The 13,388-nt window shown below is 42.7% G+C and carries 11 protein-coding genes; 8 read left to right on the top strand and 3 right to left on the bottom strand.

Annotation, left to right across the window (positions count from 1 at the left end; genetic code table 11):
• Positions 1 to 61: 61 nt before the first annotated feature.
• Positions 62 to 2,335: a lytic transglycosylase domain-containing protein gene (locus EHS15_RS05950; protein WP_135759640.1), complete on the bottom strand. Its 2,274-nt coding sequence runs from the start codon at positions 2,333 to 2,335 to the stop codon at positions 62 to 64.
• Positions 2,336 to 2,383: 48 nt separating this feature from the next.
• Here EHS15_RS05950 and EHS15_RS05945 point away from each other — a divergent pair, with 48 nt between their 5' ends.
• The 8 genes from EHS15_RS05945 (at position 2,384) to EHS15_RS05910 (ending at position 8,766) form a co-directional block, all read left to right on the top strand.
• Positions 2,384 to 3,634 (top strand): LBF_1011 family protein, encoded by a 1,251-nt coding sequence (locus EHS15_RS05945; RefSeq protein WP_135759639.1) that lies wholly within the window; start codon positions 2,384 to 2,386, stop codon positions 3,632 to 3,634.
• Positions 3,634 to 4,407 (top strand): hypothetical protein, encoded by a 774-nt coding sequence (locus EHS15_RS05940; RefSeq protein WP_135759638.1) that lies wholly within the window; start codon positions 3,634 to 3,636, stop codon positions 4,405 to 4,407. The genes EHS15_RS05945 and EHS15_RS05940 overlap by 1 nt, the downstream gene beginning before the upstream one ends.
• 69 nt (positions 4,408 to 4,476) lie before the next feature.
• Complete coding sequence (locus EHS15_RS05935) at positions 4,477 to 4,917, top strand: bactofilin family protein (RefSeq protein WP_135759637.1); 441 nt, start codon at positions 4,477 to 4,479, stop codon at positions 4,915 to 4,917.
• Positions 4,918 to 5,859, top strand: a complete 942-nt coding sequence (locus EHS15_RS05930; RefSeq protein ID WP_135759636.1) for a PdxA family dehydrogenase — start codon at positions 4,918 to 4,920, stop codon at positions 5,857 to 5,859.
• Entirely contained in the window at positions 5,856 to 6,278 is a 423-nt protein-coding gene (locus tag EHS15_RS05925; protein ID WP_135759635.1) for a hypothetical protein, read from the top strand. Before EHS15_RS05930 ends, EHS15_RS05925 begins: the two co-directional genes overlap by 4 nt.
• A gap of 19 nt (positions 6,279 to 6,297) precedes the next feature.
• The gene (locus EHS15_RS05920; protein WP_135759634.1) at positions 6,298 to 7,419 is read left to right on the top strand and encodes a DegT/DnrJ/EryC1/StrS aminotransferase family protein; all 1,122 of its coding nucleotides are present in this window, start codon (positions 6,298 to 6,300) and stop codon (positions 7,417 to 7,419) included.
• Between the two features lie 3 nt (positions 7,420 to 7,422).
• Positions 7,423 to 8,172, top strand: a complete 750-nt coding sequence (locus tag EHS15_RS05915) for a hypothetical protein (protein WP_135759633.1) — start codon at positions 7,423 to 7,425, stop codon at positions 8,170 to 8,172.
• Between the two features lie 312 nt (positions 8,173 to 8,484).
• The gene (locus tag EHS15_RS05910; RefSeq protein ID WP_135759632.1) at positions 8,485 to 8,766 is read left to right on the top strand and encodes a hypothetical protein; all 282 of its coding nucleotides are present in this window, start codon (positions 8,485 to 8,487) and stop codon (positions 8,764 to 8,766) included.
• A 446-nt stretch (positions 8,767 to 9,212) separates the two neighbouring features.
• On the opposite strand, the gene EHS15_RS05905 is transcribed toward EHS15_RS05910, so the two are convergent.
• Together EHS15_RS05905 and lpdA are read right to left on the bottom strand one after the other, a co-directional pair.
• Positions 9,213 to 11,969: a 2-oxoglutarate dehydrogenase E1 component gene (locus EHS15_RS05905; protein ID WP_135759631.1), complete on the bottom strand. Its 2,757-nt coding sequence runs from the start codon at positions 11,967 to 11,969 to the stop codon at positions 9,213 to 9,215.
• Positions 11,970 to 11,981: 12 nt separating this feature from the next.
• Complete coding sequence (gene lpdA, locus EHS15_RS05900) at positions 11,982 to 13,388, bottom strand: dihydrolipoyl dehydrogenase (RefSeq protein ID WP_135759630.1); 1,407 nt, start codon at positions 13,386 to 13,388, stop codon at positions 11,982 to 11,984.

The following is a 13,388-nucleotide window of genomic DNA, read 5'->3' as shown; positions in this document are numbered from 1 at the left end:
CCTAATTATCTCTTTCTTTGTTTAAGGTAGACGTAAGATAAGCCCAGGAAAAGCGATTTTTTTAAAGCTTATGGTATTTTTTCAAAATGTCATACGCATAATAATTAGAGACTACGATGCGACAATAGTCCCTTGATTCTTTGTAGGGAAGGTCTTCCAGAAAATGATTGAAGTCTCCGTTATAAACTTGCTTTTTCCATTTCCGCAAGTTCCCCGGCCCTCCGTTGTAAGCGATGGAGGCCCATCTCAATTGGTTCTCATTTGATTTGAGCAGATAGGCCAAAAATTTTGTCCCTAGGCGGATGGAGACATTCGGAGTGTACAAAGAGTAATTTGTGACGCCCATTCTTTGAGCAAGTTCCTTACCTGTGGCAGGCATGATCTGCATAAGTCCTCTGGCATTGGATCTGGATGTGGCTGTTTCTTTGAAAAAAGATTCCTGCCTCATCAAGGCATAAACCATATCTTCCGAAATCGAATTTTCATCGGCGTATTTTTTCACAAGATCCCTGTGCGGTCTCGGAAAAATACGCATGGAAACTTGAGGAGGGAGGAGGATCGGATCGTCCGGAATCATGTAACGTTTCAGAAGGGAACGGGTATAAAAAGCAGTGTAATAAGTGTTTTTTGATTGGTCTCCGATTCCCACGAGGATCTCTTCTTTCTCTTCCTCGGAAAGTTTTTCTTTCAAAGCATAGTGGTGCACCAAAGACAATCCCAGACTGTCTTCCCCGACACGGAAATAATCCGTCGCAAGGGAAAGTGTTTTGTTTCCTTGGATTTTACTTGCCGCATTGGAAAGCCGAACTCCCAGTTCGTAAGACCCTTTCGGAAAAGCGAATCCCAGATTTTTGCCCAGAAGGTTTGGAGATTCTTCCGGAATACCTGCCGTATGAGAAAGATACTCATAAAGATTTTCTTTGTTATAAGCAGGATTATCCGGAGCTCTTTCTTCCTTGATCAGAGTGATGAACTCTTCCCGAATCACTCTCGTATAATAAGAACCCGGGCAGAAAAGATAATAACGTTTCAGTTCTTTTTTTAATCTTTCTTTTTCTCCTGCGGAATCAAGAGCTCTGAGATACCAATAAACTAATCTTCCTTTGACGGGAAGATTGGGAATCTCTGCCAAAGCCTTTTCGAATTTGGAAATAGGTGCGTATTGAATGCTTCCTTTGTCCCGAATGACAAGAGAGTCCAAAAGCCTGTCTTGATAGAACAGATTGAACGGATATTTTCCCAGATAAAGAACCAGATTCTCGAAATAAAGATTTTTCTCTCCCAAACGATCGTAAGATGCCGCCAAGATTCGATAGGTACCCGGATCTTTCCCTCCGAAACTTTTTACCAAGTCGATTGCTTTGGCGAATTTGTTCTGCTGATACAAAATGTCCGCAAGTTGTCCGATCCATCCCGGATCCAAATCCACATAATTTCTATTCGTTCTTAATGTTCTGTACAAATCGTCCGTTCTGTCCAGTTTCACCAGTTGTAGAGTCAGATGTTTGTATCCTTGGAAAAACTGAAGTCTGGAGGAAAAAAGCTCGGGTCTAGAACGAAAGATCGCTTCTTTATCCGCAACGTTGATCGCAGGAAAAAATAAGGTGAGTTCCGATGCGGGAAGTTGGTGGATGTTTCCGTTTCCCTTCCATTTTCCCCAGTCCGCTGCGATGTACTGCACTGTGTATTCTTGAATCGTATCTCTTTGCAGGCAGTGGGTCCATTCTTCTATCGCTTTCTTCTCGTCACCTAGCATAAGTTTTGCTTTTCCGTAACGATATTGGGAATCGGGAGTGACTAAATAATATTTCACTGAGTCGGGGAGGCTTTCCGTTTTTTCGACGATATCCTGCCATTTGTTTTCAATCGCCAAAAGCCGGATCAATTCGTCGAAAGCCTTGCGGCAAATGGGATCTTCTTCCCAATTGAGTCTGGATAAAAATTGTATTTTTTCATCCGTATTCAGATAGTTCTTTTGTGAAATTTCAGAATATAACTTCCAGTAGGTGAGTCGAAAGAGTGTTGTCTGGAAAGGCATGGTTTGTGTGAGGATTTTTTTCACCTCTTCGGAGGATGTGTCGCTCACAAACACTCCTCGGACCAGAGAAATAAGATAACGAAATCTTGTTTCCTTATTTCCGTTAGGTGCTTTCTCGTGATATTCTATGAGACTGTATACTTCGCTTTCCTTTGTAGGAGAAATTCTTTGAAAGTGAGATTCCAATCTGTCCCATTGATGGGATTTTACCAAATAGTATAGGTCTTCTTGTGCGGATAAAGAGGTCACTGCGAAAGAAACCAAAAGAATTCTACTTGCTAACCAAAAAAACCTCATGCATACTTCCTATGATTACGAATTTTAGAGGGAAAGGGCGCCCTCATTATGAGCTTTAGTACGGAAATCAAACTACCCTGGCCTGAAATCAGAATTCATTTCGCAAAAACTGCGGAAACCGTCAGACCAAAATCGGAAACAATCCCACAAGAAGTATGGGAGCCTTCTCCCGCCAATTTAGGGGAGCTTTGGGTCGCACTTAGGTCTTCTTTCCAGGGAAAGCACTTCCGTTTCACCAGCTACTTACAGTATTTATCGACCGATTTTTCAGGAGGTTTTAAAGTTTGTTCCTTTTTGGGCGGAAATCGGGACAAGAATGCCTTTCAATTCCCTTTTTCTCCTCCTGGACCCCCCATTTCCAAAGACATTCGCGATTCCATCTGGCTTCTTTGTAAAAAAAGAAAATGGGAAGAGGTGGATCGGGAAAATTGGGAGCTATTGGGACTTACTTTTTTACTGACAGGTGACATCATCGATTTCAAAGCTTGGGTGGAAATGACGAAAAAGGAATTCGGTCTTTCCGAAGACTGCAAACGTTTTTTGACGATTCTCGGTTGGGAAACCTTCGAGACAGGGAAAGACCACTCCTTATTCTCTTCGTTAGTTGCTTATTCCTCAGGTCGTTTTTCTGATGTCGATTTTCCTTTATTATCCGATTCCGTTTTGAAGGAAGGGTTTTGGCAGTTCTCCGGGGTTTTGTTCGATTCCATCTCAAAAGGAATTTGGAGCGGAGACAAAACTCTCGTTTTCTGGGAATTTTTAACCGGCTTTTATTCCGATTGGAAAGATTGGGAAAAGGCCAAGTTTTTAAATGTTTCTTTGGGAAAAGTTCCTGCGTATCAGTCTCTTCGTTATGCGAAGAAACTTCTTTCCAAAACCGAATATCCCGTATATGCCTTCAATTTGAAAAAAGTATTCAGAGGGGATCTGGAAGAACCGGAAGCAGAGTTCGGTTATGATCTTACCATTCCTTTCGATCCTTTTTCCATCACTCTCATTCGTTACGATAGGGAAGGAGAATCTTTTGCAAAAACCTTACGAGAGGATCTGCTAAAAACGCCTTACTCTTATTATTCCAATTTGCAGATGTCTCTTTTGGCGTATCGGGAAGGAAATTACGATTTGTTTTTGGAGTTTTATCAAAAGGGAGGAAGATTGAGATATCTTCCTATTCCTCTTTATTTTTATGCAAGAGCTATGGAGAGAAAGAATCAGCCTGGTTTGGCAAACTCCATTCTTTCCGCATTGGAGAGAATGAGAAAACTTCCCGTATTTCCGAGCGAATTGGGTGATCTCTGATGCCTTTAAATCAGGAGCAGATTTTAGAACTCACTAAATTGCAGAAGATGGTTCGCAATTTGGAAAAAATAGAGAGGCATGCCAAGAACGATACCCAGAAGGAAAGAGTCGCATTCGACATAGAAAGATACCGCCGTCGTATGCAGGAAGTTTCTCCCGAAGGAATCCCGGATAACCTAGAACAGACGATGAAAAACGTCAAAGCGCGTGCTGAAAATCCGAACAATGTGAAACACAAAGTGATTTCCCAATACCCTGTGATGAAGATCACTCCGAATGCGAACGACGGGGAAATCAATCAGATCGGAACTCTTGTGAATATTATGGATTTGGAATATATTCCCATTTTGGGGGATGCTCATATTAAATTCGATTATTCTCACGCAACGGAAAGGGATTCTGTTTTGAAGTATATGGAAAACCTGCGACGCAACATGAAGATTCTAATCGAAACCATCGAGGAATATGCTGCCGCAGATAAACAAGAGTTTCGTGAACAGCTCTCTCGTATGAAAAACAAACAATCCCGTATCTTCATTGCGGAATCCTTCGAGACTTTTTCCAAGTTTCAGGAATTTTTGCATTCCGTGAACGCAGAAATTAAGGAAGGAAACAACGTGATCATGAATATGGAAGAACCTATGAAATTCAACCCTAGGTTCGAGAAGGCCACCATGCTGGAAGGCAAATCCATCATGGAGGCGCTTCGGGAATTCCAGCAATTTGTGGACGAGGCTTGCGATTTGATTAAACTCCCTTCTTTTAGAGGCTAAAAAAACCTTTTCTTCCCCAGGGACATCTCCCAGACTGGGAAAAACTCTCTTTTACGGACTGTAGGAAGCATGGCTTTAGTTAAAAACCAAACGGAAGTAACCAACTCGACAATCGGAGAAAACTCCTACTTCAATGGTAAATTCTTTATCAACGGCTCACTTAAAATCGACGGGAAATTCGAAGGAAAATCCCTTCAGGCAGAGCATCTTTATATCGGCGTTACCGGAAAGGTAAAAACAAACATCACCGCCGCAAGTGTGATCGTGGAAGGAATCGTAGTAGGAAACGTAACTGCTAGAAACAGAGTGATGCTTCTTCCTACTTCCAAAATTTTAGGCGATATCAAAACTCCTGAACTCATCATCCAAAACGGAGTGATTTTGGAAGGTCGTTGTATGATCTCCAATGACCTCAAACACAGTGCTAAAGATTTGATCGAACTGGAGTATTCTAAAGATTCTCTCAGTGTAGAAAAAATCTTCGGGAAACAACCGAACTCAAAAGAATAATTGAAGACAATTCTTCTCTCGGAAGGAGATCCCTCCAGTATCAATTACGAGATCCTGGAAGGGGGGTTCTCTTCGCTCAGGACTGCCTCAAAAACTCATCGTATTGTCCTTGTTAGAGGCAATCACAACCTAAAAGCCGAAGGGTTTAAAACCGTTTCGGAACTTCCTAAAACAAACGGCCTTTTTTCTCTGCATTACGACATTTTGTCATCCGAGGATGCAAAAAAAATCAAACTCGGAAAACCGAGTGATGTTTCCGGCCGCACCGCTTATTTATCACTTCAGAATGCGATTTCTCTTCAGAAACAAATCAAAAATGCGAATCTAATCACTCTTCCTCTCAGCAAAGAATGGGTCATTAAATCGGGAGTTTCTTATTTCCGAGGACATACTGAAACTCTTGCGGAAGAATACAAAACGTCCACTTTCATGATGATGACCGGAAAAACATGGAAGGTGATTCCTCTAACGACTCATGTCCCTATCTCCCGCGTTGCTGATGAGCTGACTCGTGTAAGGTGGGATGATTTGATTTCTGCGATCAAATCCACCAAACTTTTGAAAAAACCTAAAATCGCAATGTTGGGTTTGAACCCTCACTCGGGGGAAGGGGGGAAAATCGGAAGAGAAGAAATCGATCTTCTAATCCCAAAGATGGAACTTTTTAGGGAAGCGAAGTTACAAATCGACGGTCCGATTCCCGGAGATTCCGCTTTTATTTCCGGTCAGAAAAAATACGATTTATATTTATCTTGTTATCATGACCAAGGCCTCATCCCATTTAAAATGCTTGAAGGAAAGTTCGGGGTGAATGTAACCTTAGGTTTACAGTTTCTGCGCGTATCTCCCGATCATGGAACTGCTTTCGATATTGCCGGCAAAGGAAAGGCGGATCCTACCGGGCTTATCTCTTGTTTGCGATTAGTGACTCAATTCAAATGAACCTACTTGAATCGATTGCATTTCCTATATTATTTCTTTGGTTTATCGGGCTTTTGCTCGTTCTTTTCCGAAGAGATTTGGAACCTCATTGGAAGTTCTTTTTCTTTTTAGTATTTTGTTTTTATATGGTTCAGTTTTTTCCTGAGTTTCTTGCGGGGATTTCCCGCTTCCGGGATCAGCCTAAGAGAGAACTTTTGATTTGGATTTCCGGCTTAGGAAATGCCACTTATGTTTTTTTATTTTTATTATGGCCTTTGGTTTTGGTTCGAATTTATTATTCCGCTTCGAATCAGCTGAGTAAAACTTTGATTCCCGTTCTTTCGTATGGAACGGTTGTTTATTGGGCCTTGTTTTTTCTTTGGTCTTTCTATTCGAAAGAATGGAGCCGCTTTCTCGAAGATTTCATCAATACTAAGTAATTTAACAAGGACAATCATTATGGCAGTTCCCTTTATCGATATTAAAAGATTCGAACCCGGTTTTTTGGACCAGTGGAATGAAAAAGTAAAAACAATGTCTGTAAACGCCCAGTTCATCGGAGGGGCGGAAGTGACTGAATTGGAAACTACTTTATCCAAATGGACGGAAACGAAATATACAGTAGCTTGTGCCAACGGAACGGACGCTCTCCAGATCGCATTACGTGCAGTAGGCGTAAATAGAGGGGATAAAGTTCTTGTTCCGGATTCCACTTTCTGGGCCACCTTCGAAGCGGTTGTGAACGTAGGTGCAGATCCTTATACCGTGGATACGAATCCTACCGACTTACAGATGGACTTTGCCACTTTCAAAGAAGCTGTCGATACTGTGAAACCTAAAGCCGCCATCATCGTTCATCTTTATGGATGGGGATCCTCTCAAATCGAAGAATTCAGAAAGTATTGTTCTGAAAAGAATGTGGCTTTGATTGAAGATGGAGCTCAGTGTTTCGGAGTAAAATACAAAGGAGAGTCCATCTATAAAGATGCTCTTATCTCTACGACTTCGTTTTATCCTGCTAAGGTGTTAGGTGCTGCAGGAGACGGAGGAGCTATTTTTACCAACAGCGAAGAGTTGTCCGTAATCGCAAGAAGACTCGCCAATCACGGTAGAACTTCTCATTATGAACACGGAATCGTCGGCTGGAATTCCAGATTGGATTCTTTGCAAGCTGCCTTCCTGAATCTGTCCTTGAAACATTTGGATGCTCGTATCAATTCCAGGAAAAAATCCGCAGAGTTCTTTTATAAAACCCTTCCTGGTTTGGGAATTCAGGTCATTCACCCTCCTAAAGATTATACGGAAAACGGTTATTGCAATGTAACTCTTGTTTCTCCGGAAGAAAGACCTAAGATCGAAGCTGTTTTGAAAGACAAAGGGATCGGTTTTGGAAATATTTATCCTGGCGCTATGTCCGACCAGCCAGGTGCGAAACCGCATTTAATTCAAAGATTTGGAAAAGATCAAAATGCTAGACGGATCTCCGCTTCTGTACTAAACTTTCCATTATTCGCATATATGACGGATGCGGAATTGGAAGAAGTGCTTTCCGCAATCAAACAGTATCAGTCAACACGGTAGGTCATGGAAAAATTTCGAATCGGCGTATTTCTCTTTTTACTTCTAGTTCTCGCTGTATTGACTTTCAGTCTTTCTAAAAGCTGGAGGATCTATGAAGGCGGCTATGAGGTTACCGTTGAACCACCTAACGAAGAGAAAGATACCGATCCGGAACCTACGGACGAGTTCGATTTGGAAAGTTCCAGCGGAAAAGTTCTATGGAAGCAGTTTTTTGTGTATCCTGTGGGACTTGTGACGGAAACGGGAGGGTTCGGCCCGGAAGGAATCGTCGGCCATGCTCGAAATTTATATTCAGTAAATTTAAAGACCGGTTCTGTTAAAAAGTTTTTTCCTAGAAACGTATATGTTTGGGATTATTTCCCTGGGGAATTTTCCAAACAAATTCTTTCCAATAATATAGATGAGCCTAAAGAACATTCTTTGAGTTTAGAGAAAAAACTTCTGATTTTTGCAGCAGTCGAAGACAGTAATAAAGACGGGGTTTTGAACCATAGGGATGTAAAAAGAGTTTATGTTTACGATCCCGATAAAGAAGAGTTAGTTGATATACTTCCACCGGGTTATGTTTTCAGAAAACTTCTTTATAACACCGGAAAAAATAATCTTTCCTTAATCGTAAAAAAGGTCCTTTCTCCTTCTTCCAAAGAAGAGAAAGGTATCAAAGGTAAAAAGATAGAAACGGAATCTCCTCAAGAAATTTTTTCCTACGATGTTTCTACGGGAAAAGGAATTTTAGCCCAGCCTTTCGATTGAATTATCTCTTCTGTGTTTGTTAGGTGAGGTTGGGGAGGGTATACTTTCCCCGCCCTGATTGAGGGTGGGGTTCTGAACCCGCCACCCAATGCTTTCCATCTATCCGACTTTGTCCTCTTTGAAAACCTGCTTTCCTCTTTTTAAATTTTTTTTTCAAATGTTTTCACCTTTTTGCCCTGTTTTTGTTCCTTTTCTTTGCTAAGGATTCGTTCGTAAAAATGGATTTGTGAATTTTTTTTGCCATTGTTTTTACTTGCCCTTTCGAAATGAGCCTTTTATCATTTGAGTTGTATTGAGATTCGGCGGTAGAGTATGTTACGTGTTTTCTTTTTGATGTGTTTGATTTCTCTGAGTTTATCGGCAGAGCAAGAGTTATGGAAAGATTTGTATTACTACAATCAAAAACCGGAAAACACATGGGTCACCGATTGTGATGAGAAAAAAGAATGCAGATCCAATTGTATGCAAAGAGAGAGATTTTTCCTATTTATACATGCTTTTCGACAGCCTGCTATGAAAAACGGTTCTTTGGTGGAGTGCACTCGCATCTGTGATTCGCAGATCGCATGTTCGTCGGAAGATAGAAAATTATGAAACGGTTATATAGTTTTCCTTCCTTGTTTTAAGAACCTCAATCGAAGTTGTTTGTTTTCATTCACACTAGGTGAATCTTAAAAAGGAAGCTTGCAGGAAAGATTTTGATTTCCATGCGCCCCGGATCGACCGAGCGCCCTCGTCGAGGGAGAGCCGGAGATGGCGCCAAAACAAAGACACTTCACGCTCTCGGTCGCGAAACTTCCTGTTTCGACTCCCGAACTCCGGCATCCATGCCTTCGTCACCGGGAGAAGCATCTTTGTTTCTTCGGGCTTGTATAAATTATTGGTAAATAGTAGCTTACAACCAAACAAAAGTAAGATGTTTGTTTTCTATTCTTAAACCGGAGAGATTTGTTTTTAGCGGTGGTGAAGGCCAAGGATGGCCGAAACTCGTTCGTCATGACAGGAAGTCCTGAACGAACGAGAGTTAGAAACGATCTCGACTAGTTGATTGCGTCTTTCACCAACTCTTCTTGTTCTTTCAAGTGAGTGACTACGTGACCGCAAGCAGGGCTTGGGAATTCGGATCTGCCGGCATAATGAAGTCTTTTGTTTTCCGGTAGAACTCCTTCGATGCGGTCTCGAATGAAAGACCAAGCACCTTGGTTTTTCGGCTCTTCCTGAACCCAAACAAATCGTTTTGCTTTGGAGTAACTTGCGATCATCTGTTTGATGTGTGTTTCAGGGAAAGGATAGAGTTGTTCCACTCGCACGATCGCCACGTTTTCCTTTTTCTCCGTATCTACCGCTTTGCGAAGGTCGTAGTATACTTTTCCTGAGCAGAAAAGTAATTTTTCGACTTTCTCCGGTTTGGCGACAGGGTCCGGTAGAATTTTTCGGAAAGCCCCGGTTGTTAGTTCTTCCAAACTGGAAGCTGCATCTTTCAGACGAAGAAGGGACTTAGGCGTGGTGATGATGAGAGGTTTTCTGAAGCTTTGGAGGATTTGTCTTCTCAAGATATGGAAATACTGAGCAGGTGTGGTCAGGTTTGCCACTTGCATATTGTCCAATGCGCAGAGTTGTAAAAATCGTTCCAAACGAGCGGAAGAGTGTTCCGGTCCTTGGCCTTCATATCCATGAGGAAGAAGACAAACAAGTCCGCTCATCCTTTGCCATTTGATTTCGGAACTGGATACGAATTGGTCGAAGATCACCTGTGCGTTGTTAGCAAAGTCTCCGAACTGTGCTTCCCATAGAACGAGAGAACTAGGGTCGGCCAAAGAGTATCCGTATTCGAAACCCAAACAAGAATATTCGGACAGAGAAGAGTTGATGATATCGATGCGCGCTTGTTTGTCGCTGATATGATTGAGCAGTGTCGCTTTGGCTCCGTTGGAGATATCGGACAGAGTTGCGTGTCTGTGAGAGAATGTTCCCCTTTGCGCATCTTGTCCTGCGAGTCGGATAGGGAATCCGTTTTCCAAAATGGATCCGAAAGAAAGAGCTTCCGCAAAACCCCAATCAATCGGCAGTTCTCCCGCTCCCATTTTTTTTCTGTCTTCCAAAACCTTAATGTGTTTCGGATTCGCAGTAAAACCTTCCGGGATGGTTGTGACCGCTTTTACGATTCCACCTAATTGCTGTTGTAATAATTGTGTGTGAACATCGGAATCCAAAGGTTCTTTGGAATAACGAGACCATACACCTCCGAGAGTGTCTACGGTGATGCGTGTGTCTTTTTCTTTCGCTTGTTTGAAGGAAAGTTCCAAACCTTCTGTGATCCCATCCTTAATGAATTTGATTTCGTCTTCTGTGATGTCTCCTCTTTTGAGAAGAGCTGCTTCATACAAGGTGACTGTCTTAGGATGTTTTTTGATGATGTCGTACATCTGAGGTTGAGTGAAACTAGGTTCGTCCGTTTCATTGTGTCCCAGTCTTCTGTAGCAGATCAAATCGATGATGACGTCTTTTTTGAATTTTTGACGATATTCTAACGCAAGTTTTGTGACTCGGTAAACTGCTTCCGGATCGTCTCCGTTCACATGGAAGATGGGAACTTGGAAACCTTTCGCAAGATCGGTTGCATACAATGTGGAACGCGATTCGTTCGGTAGAGTCGTGAAACCGATTTGGTTGTTGATTACGATATGGAACGTTCCCCCGATGGTGTAACCGTCCAGGTTCATCATGTTAAAAGTTTCCGCAACTACACCTTGTCCTGCGAAGGCGGCATCTCCATGGATGGCGACAGGCATAAACTTGGCTCTGTCCAAATCTTTTGCCATTTCTTGGCGGGCACGAACGGAACCTGCGATGACAGGATCTACAGCTTCCAAATGGGAAGGGTTGAATGCAAGAGAGAGTTTTACTTCTTTCCCGGAATGAGTGGCGATGTTGTTGGAATAACCTAAGTGGTATTTTACGTCCGCATAACCGAGTTGACCGGGGTTGAGTTTTTCTTCGAACTCGGCAAAAATCAGACCTGCCGGTTTTTGAATGACGTTTACAAGTACGTTGAGCCGTCCTCTATGCGCCATACCGATGACAAGAGCATCCATTTTATGGCTTCCCGCTTCTTCGACAAGAGTGTCTAGCATAGGGATCATGGATTCTCCCCCTTCTAGGGAGAATCTTTTTTTACCTACGAATTTTTTTGCCAGGAAGTTCTCGAAAGTATCCGCTTGGTAGAGTTTCTCAAACAAACGTAATGCGGTTTTTTTAGAGATAGGTTCGTGGTTGGCGATAGGTTCCATTCTGTTTTGGAGCCATTCTCTTTCTTCGTCGTTCACCAAATAGTAGTGTTCGCATCCGATCGATCCACAGTATGTTTTTTCGAACCAATCGATTACGTTTTTCAATTTGGTTTTTCCCAAATTGGCAACACCTGAATCTACTTCCGTTTCCAAGTCCGTTGCTTTGAGGGCTTGGATTTTTAGATCGATAAATTCTCTGTTCGGCTTGTTGATCCCTAACGGATCTAAGTTGGCCGCCAAGTGCCCTTGTCTTCTGTAGGCATTGAGGAGGTTGATGATTCCGAAATCGCTGAGAGAGGAGTCTTTTCTGTGTTCGGAAGAGGAATAATTTACATATCCGTTTCCATTGAACCCATTCCCGTTGGAGGTGGAACTTCTTTCCAAATCTTGGAAGAAGTGAACCCAGTCCGCAGAAAGAGAAGAGGGGTCTTGTTTGAATTGTTCGTATAACTCCTCCAATACGACAACGTTATCACCGTATAAACTAGTCATCTGTTCTCTAGTCATTTCTTTGTCTCCTTAGGAATGGATGGACCATTTCGCATCCGCATCCATAGCGGCTTCTCTTAAAATTTCGGAAAGGGTCGGATGGGCATGAGTGGATCGTGCGATGTCTTCCGCACTGGCGCCGAATTCGAATGCAACTGCTACTTCCGCAATCATGTCGGAAGCGCGAGGACCTACGATGTAGACTCCTAAAAGTTTATCTGTTTTTTTATCGGATAAAACTTTCACTTGTCCGTCCGGTTCGTTCATCGCTTTCGCACGCGCATTCGCTTTGAATAAGGACTTGCCTACTTTGTAATCGATTCCTTGGCTCTTAAGTTCCTCTTCACCTAGTCCCACCCAAGCCACTTCCGGCCAAGTGTAGACGATGGAAGGAATGGCTCTGTAGTTGACATGGCCGGATTTACCTGCGATGAGTTCCGCCACCGCGATTCCTTCGTCTTCCGCTTTGTGGGCCAGCATAGGTCCGTCGATGACGTCACCGATCGCATAAATATTAGGAACGTTTGTTTGGAAATGATTCGGTTTGACTTTGACTCTTCCTCTTTCGGTGAATTCGATTCCTATTTCTTTGGCACCGAGTCCGTCCGTGTTCGGGCGTCTTCCGATGGATACCAGAACCTTGTCTCCTTCCAGAACGGATTTTTTCCCTTCCTTATCTTCGATTTCCACTTCCACTTTTTTCCCTTTGGTTTTGGCTCCGTGGACTTTGGTTTCGAATAGGAAGTTGATTCCTTGTTTTTCCAGAATTCTTTGCGTAAGAGAAGCTGTAGCTCCGTCTGCATTTCCGAAAAGGCGAGGCATCAGTTCTACTACGGTTACCTTTGCACCTAAACGGCCCCAAACAGAACCTAACTCCAGTCCAATGACTCCTGCACCTACAATGATTAGGTGTTCAGGAACCGATTCTAGAGAGATTGCATGGTCGGATGTGATGATGTTTTTAGCGTCTACAGGAAGAGGAGGGATTTCGATCGGAACGGAACCTGTCGCAATGATGATGTTCGTTCCTGAAATGGTTTCCGATTTTCCGTCTTCCGAAGTGATTTGGATTTGATTTTTGGAAACGAATTTACCCAAACCCAGGTAACGGGTGATTTTGTTTTTTTTCATCAGGTAGTCGACGCCGGAAGTGACTTCGTTCACTACCTTTTCTTTTCTTTCCATCATCTTCTTGATGTCGATTTTGACGGAAGAAATCGTGATTCCATGATCACCTAGTTTATGTTTTGCTTTATCGTATTCTTCGGAAGAATCCAAAAGTGCTTTGGATGGAATGCAACCTACATTTAAGCAGGTTCCTCCTAGAGTTTTTCTTTTTTCGATGATTGCTACTTTTTTGCCCAATTGAGCGGCACGGATGGCGGCCACATAACCGCCTGGACCCGCACCGATTACGACTACATCATAATTTTCCAT

This window comes from Leptospira idonii (assembly GCF_004770995.1).
GTDB lineage: Bacteria > Spirochaetota > Leptospiria > Leptospirales > Leptospiraceae > Leptospira_A > Leptospira_A idonii.
The sequence above is the reverse complement of the archived record's forward strand: the minus strand, read 5'-3'. Positions and strand labels throughout refer to the sequence as shown.

Coding starts and splice junctions, on each gene's coding strand:
- EHS15_RS05950 (WP_135759640.1), bottom strand. CDS start 2,335: ATGAGGTTTTTTTGGTTAGCAAGTAGAATTCTTTTGGTTTCTTTCGCA.
- EHS15_RS05945 (WP_135759639.1), top strand. CDS start 2,384: ATGAGCTTTAGTACGGAAATCAAACTACCCTGGCCTGAAATCAGAATT.
- EHS15_RS05940 (WP_135759638.1), top strand. CDS start 3,634: ATGCCTTTAAATCAGGAGCAGATTTTAGAACTCACTAAATTGCAGAAG.
- EHS15_RS05935 (WP_135759637.1), top strand. CDS start 4,477: ATGGCTTTAGTTAAAAACCAAACGGAAGTAACCAACTCGACAATCGGA.
- EHS15_RS05925 (WP_135759635.1), top strand. CDS start 5,856: ATGAACCTACTTGAATCGATTGCATTTCCTATATTATTTCTTTGGTTT.
- EHS15_RS05920 (WP_135759634.1), top strand. CDS start 6,298: ATGGCAGTTCCCTTTATCGATATTAAAAGATTCGAACCCGGTTTTTTG.
- EHS15_RS05915 (WP_135759633.1), top strand. CDS start 7,423: ATGGAAAAATTTCGAATCGGCGTATTTCTCTTTTTACTTCTAGTTCTC.
- EHS15_RS05910 (WP_135759632.1), top strand. CDS start 8,485: ATGTTACGTGTTTTCTTTTTGATGTGTTTGATTTCTCTGAGTTTATCG.
- EHS15_RS05905 (WP_135759631.1), bottom strand. CDS start 11,969: ATGACTAGAGAACAGATGACTAGTTTATACGGTGATAACGTTGTCGTA.
- lpdA (WP_135759630.1), bottom strand. CDS start 13,388: ATGGAAAATTATGATGTAGTCGTAATCGGTGCGGGTCCAGGCGGTTAT.